The organism is Vibrio sp. Vb0937 (genome assembly GCF_033338855.1).
Window position 1 is genome coordinate 34509 of the sequence record NZ_JAWOTK010000022.1, and the last position, 23624, is coordinate 58132.

The 23624-nt window shown below is 44.6% G+C and carries 23 protein-coding genes; 16 read left to right on the forward strand and 7 right to left on the reverse strand.

Translation table 11 applies throughout. The features are described from left to right. The 13 genes from R7P67_RS18940 to R7P67_RS19000 all read left to right on the forward strand — a co-directional run. On the forward strand, positions 1 to 870 hold an 870-nt coding region (locus R7P67_RS18940; protein ID WP_318086041.1), incomplete at its 5' end, for a chemotaxis protein CheW. A gap of 35 nt (positions 871 to 905) precedes the next feature. Continuing rightward, positions 906 to 1400 carry a chemotaxis protein CheW gene (locus R7P67_RS18945; RefSeq protein ID WP_005380507.1) on the forward strand — a complete coding sequence of 165 codons (495 nt, stop codon included), beginning with the start codon at positions 906 to 908 and terminating at the stop codon, positions 1398 to 1400. A 13-nt stretch (positions 1401 to 1413) separates the two neighbouring features. After that, positions 1414 to 1908: a DUF2802 domain-containing protein gene (locus R7P67_RS18950; protein WP_025998721.1), complete on the forward strand. Its 495-nt coding sequence runs from the start codon at positions 1414 to 1416 to the stop codon at positions 1906 to 1908. 289 nt (positions 1909 to 2197) lie between these two features. Continuing rightward, positions 2198 to 2815: a cytochrome c biogenesis heme-transporting ATPase CcmA gene (ccmA, locus tag R7P67_RS18955; protein WP_005380511.1), complete on the forward strand. Its 618-nt coding sequence runs from the start codon at positions 2198 to 2200 to the stop codon at positions 2813 to 2815. Position 2816: 1 nt separating this feature from the next. Further along, complete coding sequence (gene ccmB / locus R7P67_RS18960) at positions 2817 to 3485, forward strand: heme exporter protein CcmB (RefSeq protein ID WP_005380512.1); 669 nt, start codon at positions 2817 to 2819, stop codon at positions 3483 to 3485. Positions 3486 to 3594: 109 nt separating this feature from the next. Continuing rightward, complete coding sequence (locus tag R7P67_RS18965; RefSeq protein ID WP_005380513.1) at positions 3595 to 4338, forward strand: heme ABC transporter permease; 744 nt, start codon at positions 3595 to 3597, stop codon at positions 4336 to 4338. An 11-nt stretch (positions 4339 to 4349) separates the two neighbouring features. After that, the gene (gene ccmD / locus R7P67_RS18970) at positions 4350 to 4556 is read left to right on the forward strand and encodes a heme exporter protein CcmD (RefSeq protein ID WP_005380515.1); all 207 of its coding nucleotides are present in this window, start codon (positions 4350 to 4352) and stop codon (positions 4554 to 4556) included. Further along, a complete protein-coding gene (gene ccmE, locus R7P67_RS18975; protein WP_005380516.1) occupies positions 4553 to 5038 on the forward strand; it encodes a cytochrome c maturation protein CcmE in 486 nt (161 codons plus the stop codon). The genes ccmD and ccmE overlap by 4 nt, the downstream gene beginning before the upstream one ends. Then, positions 5035 to 7011 (forward strand): heme lyase CcmF/NrfE family subunit, encoded by a 1977-nt coding sequence (locus tag R7P67_RS18980; RefSeq protein WP_017635943.1) that lies wholly within the window; start codon positions 5035 to 5037, stop codon positions 7009 to 7011. Before ccmE ends, R7P67_RS18980 begins: the two co-directional genes overlap by 4 nt. Position 7012: 1 nt before the next feature. Continuing rightward, positions 7013 to 7567 (forward strand): DsbE family thiol:disulfide interchange protein, encoded by a 555-nt coding sequence (locus R7P67_RS18985; RefSeq protein WP_005380518.1) that lies wholly within the window; start codon positions 7013 to 7015, stop codon positions 7565 to 7567. After that, entirely contained in the window at positions 7564 to 8049 is a 486-nt protein-coding gene (locus tag R7P67_RS18990) for a cytochrome c-type biogenesis protein (RefSeq protein ID WP_005380519.1), read from the forward strand. Before R7P67_RS18985 ends, R7P67_RS18990 begins: the two co-directional genes overlap by 4 nt. Beyond that, positions 8049 to 9263 carry a c-type cytochrome biogenesis protein CcmI gene (gene ccmI / locus R7P67_RS18995; RefSeq protein ID WP_262653325.1) on the forward strand — a complete coding sequence of 405 codons (1215 nt, stop codon included), beginning with the start codon at positions 8049 to 8051 and terminating at the stop codon, positions 9261 to 9263. Before R7P67_RS18990 ends, ccmI begins: the two co-directional genes overlap by 1 nt. 216 nt (positions 9264 to 9479) lie before the next feature. Next, positions 9480 to 10253: a VacJ family lipoprotein gene (locus R7P67_RS19000; protein WP_005380523.1), complete on the forward strand. Its 774-nt coding sequence runs from the start codon at positions 9480 to 9482 to the stop codon at positions 10251 to 10253. A 74-nt stretch (positions 10254 to 10327) separates the two neighbouring features. On the opposite strand, the gene R7P67_RS19005 is transcribed toward R7P67_RS19000, so the two are convergent. From R7P67_RS19005 to R7P67_RS19020, 4 genes are all read right to left on the reverse strand, one after another. Next, entirely contained in the window at positions 10328 to 11644 is a 1317-nt protein-coding gene (locus R7P67_RS19005) for an outer membrane protein transport protein (RefSeq protein WP_054576273.1), read from the reverse strand. A 309-nt stretch (positions 11645 to 11953) separates the two neighbouring features. After that, positions 11954 to 13213, reverse strand: a complete 1260-nt coding sequence (locus R7P67_RS19010; RefSeq protein WP_154205112.1) for an outer membrane protein transport protein — start codon at positions 13211 to 13213, stop codon at positions 11954 to 11956. A gap of 297 nt (positions 13214 to 13510) precedes the next feature. Beyond that, the gene (locus R7P67_RS19015) at positions 13511 to 14242 is read right to left on the reverse strand and encodes a DUF3379 domain-containing protein (RefSeq protein ID WP_025767180.1); all 732 of its coding nucleotides are present in this window, start codon (positions 14240 to 14242) and stop codon (positions 13511 to 13513) included. After that, positions 14235 to 14810, reverse strand: coding sequence for a sigma-70 family RNA polymerase sigma factor (locus R7P67_RS19020; RefSeq protein ID WP_005380528.1), 576 nt, complete (start codon positions 14808 to 14810; stop codon positions 14235 to 14237). The genes R7P67_RS19015 and R7P67_RS19020 overlap by 8 nt, the downstream gene beginning before the upstream one ends. Before the next feature lie 721 nt (positions 14811 to 15531). On the opposite strand from R7P67_RS19020, the gene fadI reads away from it, so the two are divergent. Then, positions 15532 to 16839, forward strand: a complete 1308-nt coding sequence (gene fadI, locus R7P67_RS19025) for an acetyl-CoA C-acyltransferase FadI (RefSeq protein WP_005384447.1) — start codon at positions 15532 to 15534, stop codon at positions 16837 to 16839. Beyond that, positions 16839 to 18950 (forward strand): fatty acid oxidation complex subunit alpha FadJ, encoded by a 2112-nt coding sequence (fadJ, locus tag R7P67_RS19030; protein WP_005384446.1) that lies wholly within the window; start codon positions 16839 to 16841, stop codon positions 18948 to 18950. The genes fadI and fadJ overlap by 1 nt, the downstream gene beginning before the upstream one ends. Positions 18951 to 19012: 62 nt before the next feature. Here the strand turns inward: fadJ and R7P67_RS19035 are convergent, their stop codons facing one another. Further along, the gene (locus R7P67_RS19035) at positions 19013 to 19267 is read right to left on the reverse strand and encodes a hypothetical protein (RefSeq protein ID WP_005384444.1); all 255 of its coding nucleotides are present in this window, start codon (positions 19265 to 19267) and stop codon (positions 19013 to 19015) included. Between the two features lie 167 nt (positions 19268 to 19434). Continuing rightward, positions 19435 to 22212, reverse strand: a complete 2778-nt coding sequence (locus R7P67_RS19040) for an insulinase family protein (protein ID WP_262653328.1) — start codon at positions 22210 to 22212, stop codon at positions 19435 to 19437. Between the two features lie 374 nt (positions 22213 to 22586). Here R7P67_RS19040 and sixA point away from each other — a divergent pair, with 374 nt between their 5' ends. Continuing rightward, positions 22587 to 23051, forward strand: a complete 465-nt coding sequence (gene sixA / locus R7P67_RS19045) for a phosphohistidine phosphatase SixA (protein WP_005380537.1) — start codon at positions 22587 to 22589, stop codon at positions 23049 to 23051. A 96-nt stretch (positions 23052 to 23147) separates the two neighbouring features. Here sixA and smrB read toward each other — a convergent pair. Beyond that, positions 23148 to 23624: endonuclease SmrB (smrB, locus tag R7P67_RS19050; protein WP_318086042.1), on the reverse strand; the 477-nt coding region annotated here is incomplete at its 5' end.

The following is a 23624-nucleotide window of genomic DNA, read 5'->3' on the forward strand; positions in this document are numbered from 1 at the left end:
CCAGAATTACAGCTACAATACTCGGAGCCAGAAACGTACCAGTTTCAAGAAACATATCCGCCAGAGTTGGAAGCTCCAAACCTGGAAGATGTTCAAAGGCTATTAAGTCAGCTTGAAGCAAGCAACCCAGTGGCTGAGTTGGATATTGATAGTATTCTTGAACAAAATACGATTGATATTGCCGCAGAGAGAAAAGCGGCTGAGCCTGAGGTACAAACCTTTAGTGAGGTGCCTGAGCTTCAGGGTGTTGAGGAAATACAGGACTGGGTGATTGATGAGCCAGTTTTTGAGGAAGCGCAACCAGAGGTGGATGAACCTCACGCAGTGATCGAACAAAGTATCAATATAGAATCGAACGTCGATACTGAACTCGAAACACAAGCAGATTCCGATATACCAACGGTCTGGGAAAGCACGAAGCGAAGTGAGGACTTCCAAGTTCTTTACTTTGATGTGAATGGTGTCACGTTTGCTGTACCTCTTGATGAATTAGGTGGTATTCATCGCATTAGCGAGCTTAACCATTTGATAGGAAAACCCGCCTGGTATTTGGGGCTACAAACAAATCGCGAGCAGCAGTTTGATGTCGTCGATACCGCGAAATGGGTGATGGCAGATAAGCTTCGTGATGATAGCTATAAAGATAACTACCAATATGTCGTCATGCTTGGTGAGAGCATGTGGGGGTTGGCCAGTAACCAATTAATGGGGACTGAAACGCTTAATATCGACAAGGTTCGCTGGCGTGAGCAGGCGGGTAAACGCCCTTGGCTAGCGGGCATGGTAAAAGAAAAAATGTGTGCCTTAATTCATGTCCAGGCGCTCATTGACATGCTAAACGCCGGTTTAGATGTCAAATCACTGAATTAGATTTAAGTCGGGAACGACATTAACGAGGATTAACTATGTCTCAAGCTTTTGAAGTAGAAGTGAAGAAAGATGCATCGAATGACGAAGTTCTTCAGTGGGTGACGTTCCAGCTAGAAGAAGAAACGTACGGCATCAACGTAATGCAAGTTCGTGAAGTACTTCGTTATACTGAAATTGCCCCTGTTCCAGGTGCACCAGATTATGTACTTGGTATCATCAACCTACGCGGTAATGTAGTTACTGTTATCGATACACGTTCACGTTTTGGCCTGATGGAAGGCGAAGTCACCGACAACACTCGTATTATTGTGATCGAGTCTGAGCGTCAAGTGATTGGTATCTTAGTAGATAGCGTGGCAGAAGTCGTTTATCTGCGTTCTTCTGAAATTGATACGACGCCTTCAGTTGGTACCGACGAGAGTGCGAAGTTCATCCAGGGTGTGAGCAACCGTGACGGCAAGCTTCTTATCCTTGTGGATTTGAACAAGCTGCTAACAGATGACGAGTGGGACGAGATGGCTCACCTTTAATGGCTGAATGATGATGGCTGAAGAGACTCTTTTATCTGCCCCATTCCTTGCGGGTGGCGTCGCTTTTATCGTGTTGGTATTGGTTGTTTTGCAACTGCGGATTCGCTCGGGGTTACAAAAGCAGTTAGATCAACAACGAGCTCAATCTCGACACGCAGATAAAGAAGTGCAAAAGTTGAGTAAGCAGTTACTCGAAGTGCGCTCGGTTGTTGTTGGTCTTGGACAAAAAGTGACCGAGCAACAAGACATTATTCAGCACTTAAACGAGAGAATTCGCGAACTCGAACACGCTGATACTGATGGTCGCTTGTACAGTCGCGCTTCTAAAATGGTACAGCTTGGCGCTGATATCAACGAGCTGATTGAAGAGTGCGAACTACCAAAAGCCGAAGCTGAGTTGATGCTTTCACTGCAGAAGAAACTGGCAGGGAAAGAGAAGATTCCACCATTAAGTGGTCAGCCATCAGATGACGCAGAATATCCAGCGCGTGGACGTCGTCGACGCTAAAGGTTATCAAGCGATAAAAAAGAGGCGTTATTACGCCTCTTTTTTGTTTTTAGCCGCTAATGCTCTTCTTAAATACAACCCTAGATAACCTTCAGTCGATCTTGCTCTTAGCTCTGGCCTCTCAAATTCAAAATGAGCGCTTATAACTACTTATAGTTAATTTTATTAAAGTGTGATGATTAATTAACAAAAATACATGAACTTACATGTAACCTAGCCCTCTTATCCTGTTTTGTCATAACTAAGCTGTGCTAATATAGCGGCTCGTTCATTTTTTAGTTGAAGCTCTATGTTAGAAGTGTCTAACCTGACAGCAATCCGTGATGAAAGGGTTCTGTTTGAAAACCTGCAGTTTGAAATTAAGCCTGGTGAATTGGTCCAGATCGAAGGGCGTAATGGTACTGGTAAAACTACATTGCTACGGATTGTGACAGGGTTAGGTGATAGAGAAGAAGGTGTCATTAAATGGAAAGGCGAAGAGGTTGAAAAATCTCGTGATGTTTTCCATCAAGATCTGCTTTTCTTAGGACATCAAACAGGAGTGAAACGAGAGCTTACCGCATTAGAAAACTTACGTTTTTATCAATCTATTCAAAATAATCGCTCTTCAGACGAAGAAATCTTTATCGCTTTGACTCAAGTAGGATTAGCTGGTCGAGAAGATGTGCCTGTAGCACAACTTTCCGCAGGTCAGCAACGACGAGTCGCATTGGCAAGGTTATGGCTCAGTAAGCAAATTTTATGGATCTTAGATGAGCCGTTGACTGCCATTGATAAGCAAGGTGTCAAGGTGCTTGAATCTTTGTTCGCAAGTCATGCTGATAATGGCGGTATTGTTGTGTTGACGACGCATCAAGATATGTTTGCGGACAGCCCGAAACTTAGAAAAATAAAGCTGGGTGACTGATATGATTTCCTCGATGACCACCATCATTCGTCGTGAGCTCCTAATCGCATTTCGCCGTCAGGCAGACATTCTGAACCCGCTGTGGTTCTTTATTATTGTCATTACTCTCTTTCCTCTGAGTATTGGACCAGAACCTAATTTGTTAGCACGTATTGCAGCGGGCATCGTTTGGGTTGCCGCATTGCTGTCCGCCTTATTATCATTAGAGCGTCTATTTCGTGATGATTTTCAAGACGGTGCACTAGAACAAATGATGCTAATGCCGATTCCATTGCAACTTGTAGTGGTTTCAAAGGTCATAGCACATTGGTTGTTAACAGGGTTACCTCTGATTTTAATTAGCCCATTATTGGCGGTTTTACTTTCGCTCGACTTCAATACTTGGCTATCGGTTGTATTAACCTTGATGATCGGTACACCAACACTAAGTTTTATTGGCGCCATTGGTGTGGCGTTGACTGTTGGGTTGCAAAAGGGTGGCGTTCTTTTGAGTTTGCTTATTCTTCCGCTCTACATCCCAATTTTGATTTTCGCAACATCGGCAATTGATGCTGCCGCACTCGGTATGGCGTATAACGGTCAACTAGCGATTTTAGGTGCGATGCTAATGGGGGCGATGACATTAACGCCTTTTGCCATCAGTGCCGCATTACGAGTTAGTGTCAACTAACTCAATAAAGTGCCAATGAAGTGGCGCTTGATCAAAGAATTATTATTAAAGCACTGCTACGGTCTCAACCCTTTAGACAGTGTCCCTGAAGTAAGAGTGAGAACAAAACATGTGGAAATGGCTACATCCTTATGCCAAGCCAGAAGCAGCTTATCGTTTGAGTGGTAAGTTTCTGCCTTGGTTTTCTGTATTGGCCCTCGTATGCTTATCGGTTGGTACGGTTTGGGGGCTTGCATTTGCGCCTTCAGATTACCAACAAGGTGACAGTTTCCGAATTATCTACATTCATGTCCCATCAGCTATTTGGTCTATGGGCGTTTATATGTCGATGGCGATTGCTGCATTTATTGGCCTAGTATGGCAAGTTCGCCTATCTGATATGGCGGCACTTGCGATGGCTCCGATTGGTGCAGTATTTACTTTTATTGCTCTACTTACAGGTGCTGTTTGGGGCAAGCCTATGTGGGGCACTTGGTGGGTATGGGATGCCCGTCTTACATCTGAATTGATTCTTCTATTTCTCTACCTTGGTGTGATTGCGCTTTACCATGCGTTTGACGATCAAAAAACCGCCGCAAAAGCCGCTGGTATCTTAGCGATCGTAGGCGTAGTAAACCTACCTATCATTCACTTTTCCGTGGAATGGTGGAACACGCTTCATCAAGGTGCGACGATCACGAAATTTGAGCAACCTTCCATTTCATCCGACATGCTTTGGCCGTTATTGCTGAACATCTTTGGCTTTGCGTTCTTCTTTGGTGCCGTGACGATGGTCCGTTTTCGTAACGAAATCATCAGTAAAGAAAGTCACCGCCCCTGGGTGCGCAAACTCGCAACAGAACAAACTCAGTGAGGTAACTGATTATGCATTTTGAATCTCTGAGCGACTTTTTTGCCATGGGTGGCTATGCATCATACGTATGGAGTGCGTTTGGTATTACTTTCTTATCCATGCTGATTCTTCTGATCACTAGCCTTCGCCGCGGTGATGCATTATTGAAAGAAGTGAAAGCAAAAATTGACCGTCAAGCTCGTATCGACGCAGCGAAGAACATGGAGAACACCTTATGAACCCGAGACGTAAAAAGAGGCTAGGTATTGTACTAGCGATCTTTATCGGTATTAGTGCCACCATTGGTTTGATACTTTATGCGCTTAACCAAAATATGGACCTTTTCTATACTCCAACGGAATTGGTTAATGGTAAGCCAGATGGCACCAAGCCAGAAGTAGGCCAGCGTCTGCGTATCGGTGGAATGGTGGTTGTGGGCTCAGTTCGTCGAGATCCTAATTCTTTGAAAGTGAGTTTTGACCTGCACGATGTCGGTCCGAAAGTGACGATTACCTATGACGGTATTCTTCCTGACTTGTTCCGTGAAGGGCAGGGTATTGTTGCTCAAGGTGTACTGAAAGATGCCACGACAGTTGAGGCATTTGAGGTCCTAGCGAAGCACGATGAAGAATACATGCCACCAGAAATTGCAGAAGCGATGAAGAAAACGCATGAACCGCTTCAATACAGCACCGAACAGAAACAAGGAAGCGGCCAATGATTGCTGAAATCGGTCACTTTGCTCTCATTCTTTCGCTTGCAATGGCAGTGCTGTTGAGCGTATTGCCATTGTGGGGAGCATCGAATAATAACACCATGCTCATGAACACAGCGCGACCGCTATCTTGGTCTATGTTCCTGATGCTGTTGTTCTCTTTCGCCATTTTATGTTGGGGATTTTATACCAACGACTTCACGTTACAGTATGTAGCGAGCAACTCGAATAGTCAGCTTCCTTGGTACTACCGTTTAACCGCAGTATGGGGTGCACACGAAGGTTCACTGTTGCTATGGGTGTTAATCCAAGCTGCTTGGACTGTCGCAGTAGCGACGTTTAGTCGTGGTATGCCGCAAGAGTCGGTTGCACGTGTACTTGCTGTTATGGGCATGATCTCAGTGGGTTTCCTACTGTTTATCATCCTAACGTCGAACCCATTCCTACGTACGTTACCGTTCTTCCCGGTTGACGGACGTGACTTGAACCCTCTGCTTCAAGATCCTGGTTTGATTGTTCACCCGCCAATGCTTTACATGGGCTATGTTGGTTTCTCGGTTGCGTTCTCTTTTGCGATCGCATCCCTAATGACCGGACGCCTTGATACGGCTTGGGCTCGTTGGTCTCGTCCTTGGACAACCGCAGCATGGGTATTTTTAACACTTGGTATCGCACTAGGTTCTTGGTGGGCTTACTACGAACTTGGCTGGGGTGGCTGGTGGTTCTGGGACCCAGTAGAAAACGCATCATTCATGCCTTGGTTAGCGGGTACCGCATTAATGCACTCTCTTGCCGTCACAGAAAAACGCGGCACATTTAAAGCGTGGACGGTACTATTGGCAATCTCTGCATTTTCGTTGAGTTTGTTGGGCACCTTCTTAGTCCGTTCCGGTATTTTAGTATCGGTGCACGCGTTCGCGTCTGACCCGTCGCGCGGTATGTTTATTCTAGGCTTCCTCGTTTTCGTTATCGGCGGCTCTTTATTGCTGTTTGCCGTAAAAGGGGCAGCAGTGCGTGTACGAGGTAACTTCGACTTAGTCTCACGTGAAAATGCGCTCTTAGCCAACAATGTATTACTTATCGCCGCTCTTGTTGTGGTGTTAGTGGGGACACTGTTGCCGCTCGTACACAAGCAGCTTGGTTTGGGGTCGGTCTCTATCGGTGCGCCATTCTTTGACATGCTATTTGCGTGGTTAATGATGCCATTTGCTTTCCTGCTTGGTATTGGCCCTCTTATTCGTTGGAAGCGAGACAATTTATCTAAACTTGTGAAGCCAATGCTCGTTTCAGGTGTGCTTGCTTTCGCCTTGGCCGCGCTATGCGTGTACCTGTTTGCCGATTTCTTCTCAACCATGGCTTACATTGGTTGGGTGATGGCGATTTGGATTATTGCGATGCATGGCTTTGAACTGTACGAGCGAGCAACGCACCGTCATAGCTTTAGTGAAGGTGTTCGCAAGCTGCAACGTAGCCACTGGGCAATGATGTTGGGTCATGTTGGTCTGGCGGTATCTGTTATCGGTATTGCGATGGTACAGAACTACAGCATCGAGCGTGATGTACGTTTAGCACCTGGTGAACACTTCCAAATTCAAGGCTATGATTTCTACTTCTCAGGCTTGCGTGATAAAGATGGTCCAAACTACGATGGCTACATCGCAGACTTTGAGATCACACACGATGGCAAATACGTGAATACGCTTCACGCAGAGAAGCGCTTCTACCGTACGGCTAAGTCTATGATGACTGAAGCAGCCATTGACCGTGGTATTAGCCGCGACCTATACATTGCAATGGGTGAACGTTTAGACGACAACCGATCTTGGGCTGTTCGTATTTACTATAAACCGTTCGTTCGTTGGATTTGGGCTGGCTCTTTGATTATGGCATTAGGCGGCGCACTAGCGATTTCTGATAAACGCTACCGCTTCCGTAAATCGCCGAAGAAAAATGCGAAGTCAAAAGAGCAGGAGGCATAACATGAATAAGAAAATCTTATTTATTCCGCTTGTCGCTTTCATGATTCTAGCGGGCATTTTCGCAACCCAATTAATGCGTAACCAAGAGGGCGATGATCCAACTAAATTGGAGTCGGTTTTGGTTGGCAAGCCAGTTCCTGAATTTCATTTAGAAGACCTGGCTGAGCCTGGAAAACAGTACGACCAATCAATTTTTAAAGGTGAACCGTTGCTCTTGAACGTTTGGGCAACGTGGTGCCCAACGTGTTATGCAGAGCATAAATACCTAAACGAATTGGCGGGTAAGGGCGTTAAGATCATCGGTATGAATTACAAAGATGATCGTAATAAAGCAATAGGTTGGCTGAATGATCTCGGCAACCCGTACTTGATCAGCCTATTTGATGGCAGTGGTATGCTTGGCCTTGACCTTGGCGTTTATGGTGCTCCAGAAACATTCATTATTGATGCAAATGGTGTGATTCGCTATCGCCATGTAGGGGATGTAAACCCACGTAATTGGTCAGAAACACTGGAGCCGCTTTACAACAAATTGGTTGAGGAGGCGAAGCAATGAGAAAGCTAATTCTTGCCGTTTTTGCTGCGATGACATTATCTCTTGCTGCTCATGCGGCCATTGAAGTGTACGAGTTTGATAATTTGGAACAAGAACAGCAGTTCAAAGAGTTAAGCCATACGCTCCGTTGCCCTAAATGTCAGAACAACACGATCTCGGATTCTAACGCTGAACTTGCTCAGGACTTACGCCATAAGGTGTATGAAATGACCAAAGAAGGTAAGTCCAAAGATGAGATTGTTGATTACATGATCGCCCGTTACGGTAACTTCGTGACTTACAACCCACCATTTACGGTCGCGACTGCGATTTTGTGGCTAGGGCCACTCGCTGTAGTACTGGGTGGTTTTGGTTTGATTGTGCTGCGTAGCCGTAAATCTAAAGTTAAGGCAAAAGCGAGCAGTGACGAGCAATGGGATGAGCAAAAAGAAGCTCGTTTAAAAGCATTGCTTGAAGAAGAGAACAACGGAGATAAGAAGTAATGACACTATTTTGGATTTCCACCGTTGTTCTCACGGTTATTGCTTGTGCGCTGGTGGCTTTGCCGCTGCTTAAACAAAAAGCGAACAATGATGATGTGTTACGCGATGAGCTCAACAAGGCATTTTATAAAGACCGACTATCTGAGCTTGCAGAAGAAACTGATGAAGGTCTGGTTGAAAGTGAAGACGAACTGATTTCTGATCTAAAGCAATCACTGCTTGACGATATCCCTGGTGATAGAGCGCAAAAAGAAACCAAGGTTTCTCCAATCGCAGTTTTAGTTCCATCGGTAATTCTGACGGTGGTGCTGAGCTATGGTTTGTATTATAAATTTGGCGCGTCAGACGATATTGTTCAATGGCAAGAAGTGTCTGCAAATCTACCTGAGTTATCGAAAAAGCTGATGTCGGCTTCTTCTGAGCCGCTGAGTGACGATGAAATGGCGGATTTGACCCTTGCCCTTCGAACTCGCTTACATTACCAGCCGGAAGACTCGACAGGTTGGTTACTGCTAGGTCGTATTGCGTTAGCAAATCGTGATGTCACCACAGCTATCGATGCGATGGAAAAATCGTACCGCCTAGAGCCAAAAGACCCAGATGTGATGTTGGGTTATGCACAAGCTCTGATGCTGTCTCAAGAGGAAATGGATCAAGCGACGGCTCGCTCATTACTCGGCAAGCTGATGCAGCAAGACTATGTCGATCTGCGTGTGTTTTCTTTGTTAGCGTTTGATGCGTTTGAGCGTCAAGACTTCCCGGCTGCCATCAAGTACTGGGGAATCATGCAGCAAATGATTGGTCCAGAAGATAGCCGCTACGAGATGTTGTCACGCAGTATTGAGAGTGCTCGTAAGCAAATGGGCGAAGCGGTTTCACAGGATAAGAGTGTAGCTGTGACAATTGATGTGGCACCAAATGCTCAGTTGGATCCAAACGCAGTTCTGATTGTGTCAGTACATCGTTCAGATGGCTCCCCAATGCCTGTGGCTGCTGCTCGTTATCCGCTAGGTACTTTCCCTCGCACAGTCGTATTAGATGATGGCAATGCCATGATGCAAGGGCAAAAGTTATCTTCACTCGATAAGCTAATCGTCCGTGTGCGTGTAGATTCTGACGGTAACGTAGCAACGCGTGATCAAGATTGGCACGGAGAAAGTGACGTCGTTGAATTTGGCGCACCAGTAGAAGTGACCATTGATCAGCAGTATTAATTGTTAACATCTGTCTCTGAAACATGACAACGAGGTAGAGTCAGTTGCCTTTAGTGGTATGACTCTAAACGATCGAGTAGAATACCGAAGGCCAGCGATTGCTGGCCTTTATTTATTCCCATATCTGAGTCATCTTTACTATGTATCCTGCTCAACATACGTACTATGGTTAATCGGGGTGACTTAGGTACATTAATAGTCGTTATGGAAAATAAAATGTATAACAAGGGTAAATCTACCTTCTTGTTGCTGTTAGCCGTTGGACTGGTTGGCTGTTCAAGTGCGCCTGATGAAGCAGTAACAGGACAAGAAACAAATCAAACGACTTCTGATGTGTATGACCCGTTGGAAGGCTTTAACCGAACCATGTGGGAACTCAACTACGAATATTTAGATCCGTATTTGGTTCGTCCTGTATCACTTGCGTATGTAGAATACACGCCAGTTCCTATTCGTTCTGGTATTGCTAACTTCTTATCGAACTTAGATGAGCCAGCAAGCATGGTTAATAACTTAATCATGGGTAATGGTACGAAAGCCGTGGACCACTTTAACCGTTTTTGGATTAACTCGACGTTCGGTATTTTCGGTTTATTCGATATTGCAAGTGCCGCGGGTATTACGAAGTACGACGAGAAAGCGTTCAGTGATGCAGTAGGCCACTATGGTGTTGGAAATGGTCCTTACTTCATGGTTCCAGGTTATGGTCCGTATACCTTACGTGAAGTGACAGATACCGTAGATAGTACGTATTTACCCCTCTCTTATCTCAACTTCTGGGCGAGTTTGGGTAAGTGGGCGTTTGAAGGAATGGAGAAGCGTGCTTTATTAGTACCGCAAGAAGCGCAGCTAGACTCGTCGCCGGATCCATATATTCTAACTCGCGATGTTTATATCCAGCGTCAAAACTTTAAAGCAGAAGTTGAAACGGTAGAAGAAGTTAACATCGAAGAAGAAGAGTATTTAGATGAATATCTAGAAGACTTTTAAGCGTTGTTCTTCACAATAGAGAAATGAAAAAAGGCTTAGCTGATGCTAAGCCTTTTTTGTATTTTGCAGCTTGGTTAGAAACGGTAGTTTGCTTGAACACCGATTAGCCAAACATTACCCGTAGTTTCGCCTACGAATTGGCCGCCGACTTGTTCTGCAGTGTCGTCTGACTTGTAACCACGAGACTCAACGATTGGTGCGTCTTTCGCAAAAATATAGGTGAAGCCAGCGTCTAGGCTGAAGTCTTTCGTCCAATCGTACGTTGCGCCAATACTTAGCCAAGTACGGTCAGTTTCTGGAATAGTAATCGTGCGGTTTTTGTCGCTTACCGCTGAAGTATCGTATGCAATACCAGTGCGTAGCGCTAGCTTAGGATCAAGCTGGTAAGTAGCACCAACAGCAAAGCGATAGTTGTCTTCCCAGTTTTCTACTTTAACCATATGCGTGCCAGCAGTATTTAGACGTGCTTCCAATTTCTCGAAAGAGCTCCAATCCGTCCAGTTAACGCTTGCGTGTAACGCAAGTTGGTCTGTTACTTGGTGGAAGCTTGCCAATTCAGCCGTTGCAGGCAGGTTTAGATACATGTAGCCGTTGTCGCGTTCAGAAGTACCGAAGCCAAAACCAAGACCTTCAGCATGGCCTTCAAGCTTTAGTTCAACTTCAGATTTGTACGCGAAGCCGATACGGTTATTTTCATTGATCTGCCATGCTGTACCAACTTGCCAGCCCCAAGCGGTATCGTCACCTTCCATGTATTTTAGAGCAGTACCTTGAGGAACACTGATTGGTTGATTAGTTTCAGGATTTAACCCTACAACGTTATTCTTAGGAGCTGCTGCGCCAAAGCTGCCTTCGCCGATGATGTAACGGATACCACCACCAACGCTGATTGATTCATTGACTTTGTAAGCTGCGTTCAAGTTCGCTTCCATTGTCGTTACGCTTGCTTCGTTACCGAAGTGCGAGGCACCAAAGCCTTTACCTAAATCGGTTTCCATGCCGTAGTTGGTGCCAAATGCCAAACCAATCGCGAATTTCTCATTATATTGGTGTGATAGGTAGAAGTTTGGAATGATTGCATCATGTGCGAAGTCATCTGAAGATGCAGAAGAAGTGCTACCGTGGAAGTTTACATCACCTTCAATATCAATATTTGGGTTCACATAGATTGCACCAACGGACACTTGAGTGCCTTCCAAATAAGTTAGCATTGCTGGGTTACGCCATTGTGCACTTGCGTTGTCAGCCATTGCAGCTTCACCAGCATATGCTCGACCTAGGCCTGTTGCAGAATATTCAGCAAGTTGGAAACCTGCTGCGTTAGCCATGCCCGTTGCGCCAAGTAGGCTTAATGCCACTGCTGTTGATAGAAGAGTCTTGTTGGTTTTCATTCGAATGTTCGCTGATTTGTTTATAACGTGGGACAAAAGTTTAAAGGTAGAGTTTTTACTTTAGAAATGAAAATCCAGCGTAAGTGGTCATTTGGAATATTATGCTTTTAAATGTTATTTGTGCGGTTTAATAATCTAACTGTGAAAGGCTTGTAAACGGAATTCAGCGAACAGCTGTGCGTCCTAATTGTGAGATTTAGATACACGTGTTCACTCAAATTGAGTGGGCAATAAATCGCAGATATGAAAAAAGGCTGGAAATCCAGCCTTTTATATAAAGTATTTTTCTACTAACTAACAGCGAAGCGTTTAGAAGCTACGGCTGTATTGTAAGCCGAATAGAATTGCATCAGCATGAGTTGTTGCTGTTACACCGGTAGAAAGAACAGGAGATAATTGAGTATTCTCATTAACTTTTACATCTTCACCTAACAAGTACGTGAAGCCAAAATCGATGTTTGAGCTATTATCAATATGGTAAGAGAAACCTGTGGAGAACCACTGGCGATCAGAGTCTGGTACCGAGATAGACGTTACTTTATCTTGAGCGCTTGTGTCGTACATGTAACCAGCACGAAGTGTCCAGTTGTTGTTTAGGTAGTAAGTACCACCAATTGCGTAGTGCCAGCCATCTTGCCATTGATAGTCTTTCGAGTAACCACCTTTAAGTAAACCCTGATTTAGGTTCTCAAAATCAATTTGGTCGAAATCTTTCCAACCGATGTATTGGATGCTGTAGTGTACAGCAAACTTAGTGTCTTGGATTTTGTGGAAACCAGAAAACTCGGCCATATCTGGTAGAGGTAGCGTGATTTCCTGACCTTTGTCGTCTTTCGCCGTAAATTCAGGGCTGTAACGATACGCTAGACCAAAACGGTTGTTTTCATCTAGTTCGTACACAGTACCAACGTTAAAACCAACAGCCCAACCATCAGCTTTATCTACGTCCAGAATTTTTTGACCGCCAACCCCTGGGACTGAAGAGCTAGTTGTACGCTTCATTGTGCCTTGGCCGTAGATTAAATCTAAACCAGCACCAAAGCTCCATTGTTCGTTTAAACGGTAAGAACCCGCCAATCCAAAGTTGAAGCTTTTTACATCCGTAAGACCACCGTACTCGGTTGCGGTGTAGTTATCTGAAAATTCAGTTTTAGTGCCGAAATTAGAGTATGCGTTTACGCCCCATGCAAACTTGTCATTTACTGGAACGATTAGGTGAATGTTTGGAGCTATTGACGTATCACCCACATCATCAGTATCAGCAACACTTACAGTACTGGAGCCCAAAGGAGTATTAACGTTATATTTCGCATCTTTCACTTCAATCATTGAAGTAATGCTTTCGAAGCCTAACGAAAGTTCCATTTTATCAAATAGAGCCATTGCTGCTGGGTTACGAGCCATTACCGCGGCGTTATCTGCGATTACTGCATCACCAGCAAATGCACGGCCGATGCCAGTTGCTGATTGAGCGTTGATTTGGAAACCCGCTGCCATCGATTGACCTGAGGCAAAAGCTACCGTTACTGCTAGGAGAGTCTTTTTAAACAGACGCGTGTTCTGAGTCATTTGTTTTTCCTTATTAGATTCGTCTCTTTGGACGATAAATTGAGCTTTTGCTCAGTGGCGCAGATAGTAGTATCAATAATTGCTTGGACAAATCCGACCATTGGATAAAATGGAATAAAAATTGCAGAAATGATGTCTAAAAGACGGGAAATTGCACTTAAAATGCATAATTTAGAGCTTAAGCTCTAAATGCGATAGGGGTGGTGAATGTTTTGTGTTCTATTTATACAAAAATGCCGCTAAATAAGATCATTTAGCGGCATTTAACCTTTTGAAGGCTGGAAATCGTCGAAGTTGTTACATTGGCTTAATCATTGATGCAAGAGTCGTAGCGAGCGCATCAATATTTTCACCTTCTTCCCCGACTAAAATCAGGCTTGAACTCCCGACGGGCTGAACGATTCCGGTCATGCCATCCTTATTAAAGTCGGTACTTTGTTCGCTTGGAATACCAGTAATAAATAACGTTACTTTACCTTTTGGACCTTGGAACACCATATGCACCGCATTGGATTCACCAAAACCGCAGTGGTTTAGGTAGTAAACGTGATATGGAAAGTTTTCACTAAACTGGTAATGAAATGGCGACATTTTCGCATTAATTTGCGAGCTCGGTACATCCTCATCAAGATGACGAACAAACGGTTCTTCATGAATAACGTGTTTCATCGCGGTATCCGCTAAACTGGCTTGTGCTGGAGACACCAAAACATTTCCCCAGTTTACTTGACCAACTAATAACCCTGCGGTGAACGCAATAGAAGCAGCAAGTGCCATTGCTTTGCGGACAAAGTTTGGTCTTACGACCTTCTCTTCATCAAGTGCACTCGACGTCTGGCTAAATAAAATCTTATCTGCGAGATCTTCGGGTACATCCACATTCATGGCTTGTTTAATTTTTACATCGAGATCCAAAACGTCATCAACAAACTTATTGTTGGCGTCGCTACCAGCTAAAGCTTGCAGAATCTCTTCATCCTTTTGTTTTGGATCCGACAAAATACGACGACGAAATTCTAAATCATCCATTCTTTTGTCCTCTCTTGGTATCTTGAGAATCCAACATCTCTTTAAGTTGATTACGAGCGCGAAATAGTCGAGTCATCACTGTGTTTTTATTTAAATCAAGAATGTCGCCAATTTCTTCTCCACTGAAACCACCGACAACTTGGAGAAATAAAGGCTCACGATATTCAACATCGAGCTTCATGATCTGTGCCTGCAGCCATTCTTGCTGATGATGTGAGTCATCGCTGACTTTAGCATCATTGCCGTAATCATCGATATCAACTAAATCAAATTGTTTACGTTCGAAGCGGCGTGCATTTTCTCGTCTCAATATTGTGATGAGCCAAGACTTGGCAGCTTTTTCGTCTTGGAGGCTATCGAGTGACTTCCAAGCTCTAAGACAGGTTTCCTGAACTAGATCTTCCGCGACCGCTTTATCTTTGCACAACCAATATGCGTAGCGGTACAAGTCACGATGATACCCTCGGACGAGCGCTTCGTATTTTCTTTGCTTGTCCATATCAGAGTTGACCGGACTGTTGGAATTTTTCTTTCCAAACATTTTTAATATGGCCACAGGAGCCTCCATCCTCGCTCTGTGAGTTTCTTATTTGTTCTGAGCATGACTTTACTTGCTTCATCGCTTAGCGGTTTTGGTTGCAGGATTTGTCATGCAACCCCTTTGACACAATAAGCCATGTGGTTACCTAAAAGTGTATACGCAAATGTCAGATATCATCGAACACGAATTGATATATATTGTTAACAATATCATCATTAGTAATCAATGGCTTGGATAAGTTCACTCGATGGAGCATTAAAAGGGACTTCTGATGGTGGATTCTTGAATTATTTTGAATCAATAATCGCTCTAGGTGAGCTTAAAACTCGTAAAATCACTATAAAATTGATCTATTTCAAAATATCAAGCAGTGAAGGGGTTATAGTACACCTTGTCATCTCGTTAGTCATTGCGACTAACATGTTGAGCAAGATGACACTTCCTTTTGAAGGCTGACTTTACTTTCTCCTAATCAGGAAACTGATTACTTTTCAATTGGCGTAAGTTAATTGTTTTATAGATATTCCGACCACACAGTTATGTGTGGTTTTTTTTTTGCTTCGATTTTACTTTCCGTATACCTCTTACCGTTTTAACTCTCTATAGTTAACCATTAGTAATCGCATAAGAATCAAAGAAGTAGAGTAATTGAACTACTTGCTTCACGTTTATTTAAACGCACGTTTGATAAATTTAACAAATTCATTACAATGCATCAGGTCAGACCTCTTGTATTTAAGGAGAAACAATGGGCAAGCAGGAAGTAAAAACACGCAATGGTGAGCGTGTCGCTATTGTCGCGGGGCTTCGAACTCCCTTTGCTCGTCAAAGCACGGAATTTAGCCAAGTGCCAGCGGTCGATTTAGGGAAAATGGTAGTAAGCGAAATGCTTGCTCGAACAGATATTGATCCGAAGCTAATCGAACAAGTGGTATTTGGACAAGTAGTACAAATGCCTGAAGCGCCAAACATCGCACGAGAAATCGTGTTAGGCACTGGTATGAACATCCATACTGATGCATACAGTGTGACTCGAGCGTGTGCGACGAGTTTTCAAGCGGCGGTTAATGTCGCAGAAAGCATCATGGCGGGAACCATCGATATTGGTATTGCTGGCGGTGCAGACTCTTCTTCCGTCCTGCCTATTGGCGTATCAAAGAAACTGGCCGCTAATCTGCTTGCTCTTAGTAAGACAAAAACAATGGGTCAGAAGCTTAGTATCCTCAAAAACTTGAGCTTTAAAGACCTGATGCCAGTGCCACCAGCAGTAGCAGAGTACTCTACGGGTTTATCCATGGGACAAACTGCAGAGCAAATGGCTAAAACACATGGTATTTCTCGCGCAGAACAGGATGCGCTTGCACATCGTTCTCATACGCTGGCTTCTCAGGCTTGGAAAGAAGGAAAAATCCAAGATGAAGTGATGACGGCTTTCCCTGAACCATACAAAAAATGGATTTCGGAAGACAACAATATCCGTCATGACTCAACGGTTGAGGGATACGCGAAATTGCGACCTGCGTTTGATCGTCAGTATGGCAGTGTTACGGCAGCGAACAGTACGCCATTGACTGATGGTGGTGCGGCAGTGATGTTGATGCGAGAAGGTAAAGCGAAAGAGCTCGGAATGGAGATCCTTGGTTACATCCGAGGTTATGCATTCTCTGCTATCGGCGTGGAAAAGGACATGCTGATGGGGCCGACTTATGCCACAGCGAAAGTGCTTGAAAATACAGGCTTGGAACTGTCAGACCTGACGTTGATCGACATGCACGAGGCCTTTGCTGCTCAAGCATTGGCGAATGTGAAGATGTTTGCTTCCGATAAGTTTGCTCAAGAAAACCTTGGTCGCTCAAAAGCGATTGGTGAAATTGACATGGATAAGTTCAACGTGCTTGGCGGATCAATTGCTTATGGTCACCCATTTGCTGCGACTGGTGCGCGTATGATGACGCAAACCCTACGAGAGCTAAAACGCCGTGGCGGTGGTATTGCATTGAATACTGCATGTGCTGCTGGTGGTCTTGGTGCGGCAATGATTCTGGAGGTTGAGTAATGAGCGAGCAAAAAGCATTTAGTCTAAAGGTTGATGAGCAAAATATTGCTTGGTTAGCCATCGATGTTCCTAATGAAAAAATGAATACGCTGCAGGCGGCTTTTGCTGACGAAATGAAAGAAATTTTTGCTCAGCTAAAAGACTCCAGTGGTATTAAAGGGATGATCATCCACTCCCTAAAACCGGACAATTTTGTTGCGGGTGCTGATGTTCGAATGCTAGAAGCATGCACCACAGCAAGTGAAGCGGAAGCCTTAGCAAGGCAAGGTCAGGAGTTGTTCCAGCAGCTATCGGACTTACCTTATCCTGTCGTTGCGGCTATTCATGGCCCATGTTTGGGCGGTGGTTTAGAACTGGCTCTTGCATGTGATTATCGTGTTTGTACGGATTCTGACAAAACGCGTTTAGGTCTGCCAGAAGTACAACTTGGTTTATTGCCAGGTTCTGGTGGTACTCAGCGTCTGCCACGTTTGATTGGCCTGTTACCGTCGTTGGACTTAATCCTGACGGGTAAACAACTTCGTGCGAAGAAAGCTAAAAAATTGGGCGTTGTGGACGCCTGTGTGCCTGACACCATTTTGCTCGACGTAGCAAAACAGTTTATCGACAAAGGTAAAAACAAGGGCACGAAAAAGCTATCGACGAAAGAAAAGGTGATGTCTGGTAGCGGGCTAGGGCGCAAGTTTGTATTTGAGCAAGCTGCGAAGAAAACGAATCAAAAAACTCGCGGTAACTATCCAGCAACGGTTGCAATTCTAGAAGTTATTCAACATGGCTTAGAGAAAGGCTTCGCTAAAGGTCAAGAACTTGAAGCGAAGCGCTTCGGTGAGCTTGTGATGAGCTCAGAGTCAAAAGCGCTCCGTTCGATCTTCTTTGCCACAACAGAAATGAAGAAAGAAAATGGTACGGATGCGAAACCAGCACCAGTTCATAAAGTTGGTGTGCTTGGTGGTGGTCTGATGGGAGCCGGAATCAGCCATGTGTCTGTTGCAAAAGCAAAAGTACCTGTTCGCATCAAAGACGTTAGCAACGATGGCGTTTTAAATGCGCTCAACTACAACTACAAGTTATTTGAGAAACAGCGCAAACGTCGCATTCTATCCAAGGCCGATCTGCAAGCGAAAATGCTGCAACTGTCTGGTGGTGTCGATTTTACCAGTTTTAATCATATTGATGTCGTAATTGAAGCCGTTTTTGAAGACTTAGATCTTAAGCAAAAAATGGTGGCGGACATTGAAGCAAACGCTAAGACAGAAACTATCTTTGCGACCAATACTTCTTCGTTGCCTATCCACAAAATTGCAGAAAAAGCGGAGCGTCCAGAAAACGTAGTGGGTTTGCATTACTTCAGCCCGGTAGAAAAAATGCCGTTGGTGGAAGTGATTCCGCATGAAACGACGTCAGATGAAACCGTTTCAACAGTTGTTGCACTTGCTAAGAAGCAAGGTAAAACCCCGATCGTAGTGAAAGACAAAGCGGGCTTTTACGTGAACCGCATTCTTGCTCCATACATGAACGAAGCGGCGCATATTTTGTTGGCTAACGAACCGATCGAAAAGATTGATACGGCGTTGCTTGATTTTGGTTTCCCTGTTGGCCCGATTACCTTGTTGGATGAAGTTGGTGTCGACATTGGCGCGAAAATTATGCCGATCCTGGTTAATGAGTTAGGTGACCGATTCAAAGGGCCGGATGTGTTTGATATCTTGTTAAATGATGGACGTAAAGGACGCAAGAGTGGTAAGGGGTTTTACACTTACAAGGGCAAGAAGAAAGATGTCGACAAATCGGTTTACAAACTGCTTAAGCTCGACCCTGAATCTAAGCTAAGCGATAACGATATTGCGTTGCGCTGTGTGCTGCCAATGCTGAATGAAGCGGTACGTTGTTTGGATGATGGCATCATTCGCTCGCCACGTGACGGTGATATTGGCGCGATATTTGGTATTGGTTTCCCACCGTTCTTGGGTGGCCCGTTCCGTTACATGGACCAATTTGGTATTAAGGAGCTCGTAGAGAAAATGAATGAGTTTGCATCGAAATATGGCGATCGTTACGCGCCATGTGATGGTTTGCTCACTCGAGCTGGTGAAGGGACAACGTTCTATTAAACGTTGCTTCGGTAGAGAAAAAGGCTTGCCAGTGGCAAGCCTTTTTCATAAAGAAGAAATGGTTACTTCTTCTTGTCTTTCTTATCTTTATTGTGGCCTTTACCAGGGTTGTCGTCCCCATGAACGCTGCTATTACCTTTTTTGTCTTTATCATTCCACTGTTTTGAAGAGCAATCATCTGATTTGATGGATACATTGTCTCCGCTAAGGCGCACACAGTCGTCACTTAGTTCGAAACCATCGCCTTTGACTGAGATTTCAGCGTGAGCAGATGCCAATGGCAGTATAAGAGCCACAAGTAAAAGTGCTTTTTTCATGATTACCTCATTAAGTTATTTTTAGTGCGGTAATTAGAGCATAAGCCGCAATGGCGCAATTTCAATTTTCTGCCAATTATGGTGCCGATTCAATCTATGAGACCGACAACCTCATGGGTTTGTAGGTTCATTCTAGTAATCGACAATTTTATTTCTGCGCAACTAGATCACCCCAAGCCGCAATCTTTTGGCCGAAGTTGGAACTCTTCAATCGATCCTATTTCTTGTCCTAGATGGATGCGCGGAGCCTCCGAATGCGCTTGACCTTGAGAGTGCATGATCAAACGATTTGCAGTACGAGGTTTCAATTCGTTCACAACGAAGCGAATCATGTCTGCGCGCGTCAGCCTCTTCAACTCCGCCAGTACCTTGTCACGTTGGTTAAACTCAGTGTCCTTATTTCCTATCGCAACCCAAAGACGTTGAGCCCGTCCTCGAAGTGTGGTGTCCGGCGTTGCTATTTGGTTCCACAAGCCGCGCTTACTGCTGTGCCATTGGTAATCGTTTAACTCTAACAACACCATATAAAAGGCATTTAAAAACTCATCGATTGAGGTAACCAGCTCGGCAGGTGCTGCATTAGGTGACTGCACATACAGTACAATACCAGGGTGACGATTTAGCGGCATATTGCCAGTGCCTACCATGTAACCTAATTGCTGCTTGGTACGGATTTCGTGGAAAAACGTTGCCGACATAAGGTGATTGGCCAATGAGTATAGCGCGATACTACGAGGCTCAATATCCTCGCACTGGTGGTAAATAACGACCGCGGAATCTTGCTGGTTACAATGCACCTCACGTTGAAAACTGCCATTTTTACCTAGCATAATGAGCGGACGAAGTGCCTCTTCATAACGTTGCTCGTTAACTCTTAGAGCATCCTTCAAGGTCGTAGCCATGTCATGGGCTTGCTGGCGTTGCCAGTCTCCGTAAACAAACATTTCAACGTGCAGTTCTGCAAGAATGGATTCTACGAATACCGAGAGTTCATCGACTTCGATTTCTTCTAGCGCTTCGACTAAGGTTGCGAAAGGCGGGTTATTGGGTTGAAGTAACCCAGTAAGTGCGTTAAACAGCTGCGAAATAGGGCGATCTTGTGAAGCATTTCTCCAGTTTCGTAACAGTTGTTGTTTGATGGTTTCAAAGCGAGCAGGGCTGAAATCTCGAGAAGCAAAACGGTGCAGAATCATTTCTAGCAACTGAGGCAGCTTTTGACTGAACCCTGAGAGGGTTAAGGTCACGCCACCTTGGTGAGCGTACATGTTGTAACCCATCCCTGCGATTTCTGCTTGATAGGTTTCTTTTGCTAGCGAATCGAGGAACATCTCTACACATAAGCGCGTTTTGACGATGTTCTTTGGTGATGCAACGGCATGAGAGCTGTCGATAGCGACATAAACGACACCTTTAGGCACGCGAAATTCGTCATCTTGCAAATGCCACAGCCGAAACCCTTCGAGATCCTCAATCAACTCTGGCAGCGAATCACCATTTTCGAGTGGCATGGGGTCGAGGTCGTAGCAAATATAAGGGTTCTTTTTCGGTAAGACGAATTGCCAGCTTGGGTCGATTTGTTGATAGAAACGACGTTGGTCTTCACTAAAAGGTGTGACGGAGTACGGGGTAAAGTACCATTCGGCAGTACGGTTGTATTCCAGGCCTTTAGCAATCAAAGTGACGCGCACATTATCGATGGTTAAGTATCGCAGCAATGAACGCTGTAACTCCTCATCGTAGCCCGCCATTTTGTAGTCACCATAAACCGTGTCTTCCGGTTGATAGTGCTGCATGTTGATCACCAGATGGCTGACGAGATCCATTGGGCGCGATGGCTCTTGGAAGCGGAAAGCCGATTCTAATACCGCTTGTTTTTCGAGATAGCGCCATTCATCTAACCCGTCTTGTTTGATCATCGAGAGGTATTGAAAAACCGCTTGAACGATATCATCAACATGATCTAAGCCGTTTGGCGTCAGGGTGCAGCTTACGGTAAAGTCTCGGTAGTTACTGCCACTCGCGCCGCCGCCCGCTGAGAGAGAGGTAATCCAGCCTTTTTCTTTGAGTTGAAGCATCAAACTGCCTTCTCCTTCATAACCCAACAGGTGAGCAAAGTAGGAGAGTGGCTTCACGCTATAATGCGCATCCATTCCCGGCATGGGGAATGTGAGAATCAGTTTACGGAACTCTTTGAGCGGCTCGACTTGAACCAAAATGCCCGTGCTTTCCTCAGTGCCTATCGGTACATCAATCGATTTTCCACGAAGGTGGTGATTTGGGATGTCGGCAAACATGGTTTCTACCCAAGCTTGCTGTTCATCGAGCGACTGTGGCCCAAATAGAGTCAGTGTCATCAAATCGGCGGAATACTGAGAGTGGTGAAACTCCACAATTTCGTCGCGGATGGATTTACCATCTCGGTCGCCAAGAGTATCTAAGTTTCCGACAGAGAATTTTGAAAACGGGTGCTCTGGATTGATGACTTCTTTGTTAACTTGATACAGGCGACGAGAATCATCATTGAGTTTGAGCTTGTATTCGGAGTCGACAGCCTGTCGCTCTTTGTCTAATGCTTCTTCGTTAAACAAAGGTGCGGTAAAGAATTGGCTAAATCGATCTAAGGCACTTTCAAAGGCATTTGGAGCAATATTGAAAAAGAAACAAGTGTGCTCTGTACCAGTCCAAGCGTTGTTTGTTCCACCGTGTTGGCTAATATAGCTTTGAAACTCGCCCACTTTAGGGTATTTTTCCGTACCCAAAAAAAGCATGTGTTCTAAATAGTGTGCCAGACCTTGGCGATCGTTTGGGTCGTCGAAGTGTCCAACGTTCACTGCCAGAGCAGCTGCCGACTGTTGAGCTGTATCGGAATGAATCAGCAGTACACGCAGTTCATTGCTCAAGGTAATGTAGCGGTATTGATTTGAATCGTTAGGACTTAGATGCACGATGCGTCTCCAGATTTCGCATTACAGTAATTTAGGCTCCCCTCGCGGGGGGCGCAAAGTTTGCGTTTCGACAAATACTGCTTGCCGTATTTTTGTTATTCGTAGACTTCTGCACAGGCCCATCGCGTTTGCGTATGGGGAAGAACTGTTTGAGTGAATGCTCTGAACTCATTGCACAGTTAAATAGTGTGATGAACTGAGTACATTCTTTTAATAGATTGTTAAGAAAGTCGCTATCTTTAACAAGCGAATTGGTATAATGAACAGATAATTATATCAGTATTTTTGTTTCGTCATTGTTAAAGTTAGCCCCGTCTATCTAATAAAGATAGCAGTCAACCTTTTGGTAGCGTTAGCTATCCCTAGGAAATAACATGAAAATATTCATCATGCGTCACGGTGAAGCCGAGCATTTTGCAGATTCAGACGCAGCACGACAATTGACCCCAAGAGGCAGAGTCGAATCAGAAGCGGTTGCGAGAGCCTGTAAAGAACAGGGTTTTGCGCAATTCGATAAAGTGTTGGTGAGTCCGTACATTAGAGCTCAACAAACTTGGCAAGAGATCAGTGCGTATTTCTCTGCAAAAAGCATTGAAACTTGTGAAGATATTACACCTTATGGCCAGTCCGAGCATGTCTTCGATTTCGCAAGTGCGTTAATAGAAGTCGAACAATTGGACTCGCTTTTGTTCGTATCGCATTTGCCTTTGGTCGGTTATTTGACTTCAGAGTTTGTAAAAGACATGACACCACCGATGTTTCCTACATCAGGCCTAGTGTGCATTGAATATGATTTACAAACACAAAATGGTGAAGTGCTATGGCATATTACGCCATAAGTGTCTAAACCAAAATAAGCGTTTGCAAATTAGAGACAGAATAAGAAAGGCAGGAGATCCCTGCCTTTTCGTTTCGTCGTGTCTACAGCAAGCTTGTTACTTTTCAGGAATTGAAAGCAACACTAACAACGCACCATCACCACCAAATTCTAGTGGCGCTTGGTGAAAAGCCATAACGTCAGGATGCTGTGCTAACCAAAGTGGGGCTTTCTGTTTCAGGATGTGTTTCCCAATACCATGTTGCACACACGCACAATGAATCTCGTTTTTGATGCAGTAGGCTATCATCGCACCAAGCTCGCGTTTTGCTTCTTGCTGTGTCATGCCGTGCATATCGAGGAACACGTCCGGTACATACACTCCACGACGTAGACGTTTGACTTCATAAGTGGAGACGTCGTCACGTGCATAACGAGTTGGACCTTCATCGTTTAATAGAGGGACAAACTCGTCTGAAAAGTAAAATTCAGAGTCACTCGCTTCACGGTTGGAGCGCTTGATTTCTTTTTGCTTAGTATTTTTTTTTGGTTGCTGGATTATGGTATCCTGTCGCAACTTTTTTACGCCCTGTAC

Coding starts and splice junctions, on each gene's coding strand:
- R7P67_RS18945 (WP_005380507.1), top strand. CDS start 906: ATGTCTCAAGCTTTTGAAGTAGAAGTGAAGAAAGATGCATCGAATGAC.
- R7P67_RS18950 (WP_025998721.1), top strand. CDS start 1,414: ATGGCTGAAGAGACTCTTTTATCTGCCCCATTCCTTGCGGGTGGCGTC.
- ccmA (WP_005380511.1), top strand. CDS start 2,198: ATGTTAGAAGTGTCTAACCTGACAGCAATCCGTGATGAAAGGGTTCTG.
- ccmB (WP_005380512.1), top strand. CDS start 2,817: ATGATTTCCTCGATGACCACCATCATTCGTCGTGAGCTCCTAATCGCA.
- R7P67_RS18965 (WP_005380513.1), top strand. CDS start 3,595: ATGTGGAAATGGCTACATCCTTATGCCAAGCCAGAAGCAGCTTATCGT.
- ccmD (WP_005380515.1), top strand. CDS start 4,350: ATGCATTTTGAATCTCTGAGCGACTTTTTTGCCATGGGTGGCTATGCA.
- ccmE (WP_005380516.1), top strand. CDS start 4,553: ATGAACCCGAGACGTAAAAAGAGGCTAGGTATTGTACTAGCGATCTTT.
- R7P67_RS18980 (WP_017635943.1), top strand. CDS start 5,035: ATGATTGCTGAAATCGGTCACTTTGCTCTCATTCTTTCGCTTGCAATG.
- R7P67_RS18985 (WP_005380518.1), top strand. CDS start 7,013: ATGAATAAGAAAATCTTATTTATTCCGCTTGTCGCTTTCATGATTCTA.
- R7P67_RS18990 (WP_005380519.1), top strand. CDS start 7,564: ATGAGAAAGCTAATTCTTGCCGTTTTTGCTGCGATGACATTATCTCTT.
- ccmI (WP_262653325.1), top strand. CDS start 8,049: ATGACACTATTTTGGATTTCCACCGTTGTTCTCACGGTTATTGCTTGT.
- R7P67_RS19000 (WP_005380523.1), top strand. CDS start 9,480: ATGTATAACAAGGGTAAATCTACCTTCTTGTTGCTGTTAGCCGTTGGA.
- R7P67_RS19005 (WP_054576273.1), bottom strand. CDS start 11,644: ATGAAAACCAACAAGACTCTTCTATCAACAGCAGTGGCATTAAGCCTA.
- R7P67_RS19010 (WP_154205112.1), bottom strand. CDS start 13,213: ATGACTCAGAACACGCGTCTGTTTAAAAAGACTCTCCTAGCAGTAACG.
- R7P67_RS19015 (WP_025767180.1), bottom strand. CDS start 14,242: ATGGATGATTTAGAATTTCGTCGTCGTATTTTGTCGGATCCAAAACAA.
- R7P67_RS19020 (WP_005380528.1), bottom strand. CDS start 14,810: ATGGAGGCTCCTGTGGCCATATTAAAAATGTTTGGAAAGAAAAATTCC.
- fadI (WP_005384447.1), top strand. CDS start 15,532: ATGGGCAAGCAGGAAGTAAAAACACGCAATGGTGAGCGTGTCGCTATT.
- fadJ (WP_005384446.1), top strand. CDS start 16,839: ATGAGCGAGCAAAAAGCATTTAGTCTAAAGGTTGATGAGCAAAATATT.
- R7P67_RS19035 (WP_005384444.1), bottom strand. CDS start 19,267: ATGAAAAAAGCACTTTTACTTGTGGCTCTTATACTGCCATTGGCATCT.
- sixA (WP_005380537.1), top strand. CDS start 22,587: ATGAAAATATTCATCATGCGTCACGGTGAAGCCGAGCATTTTGCAGAT.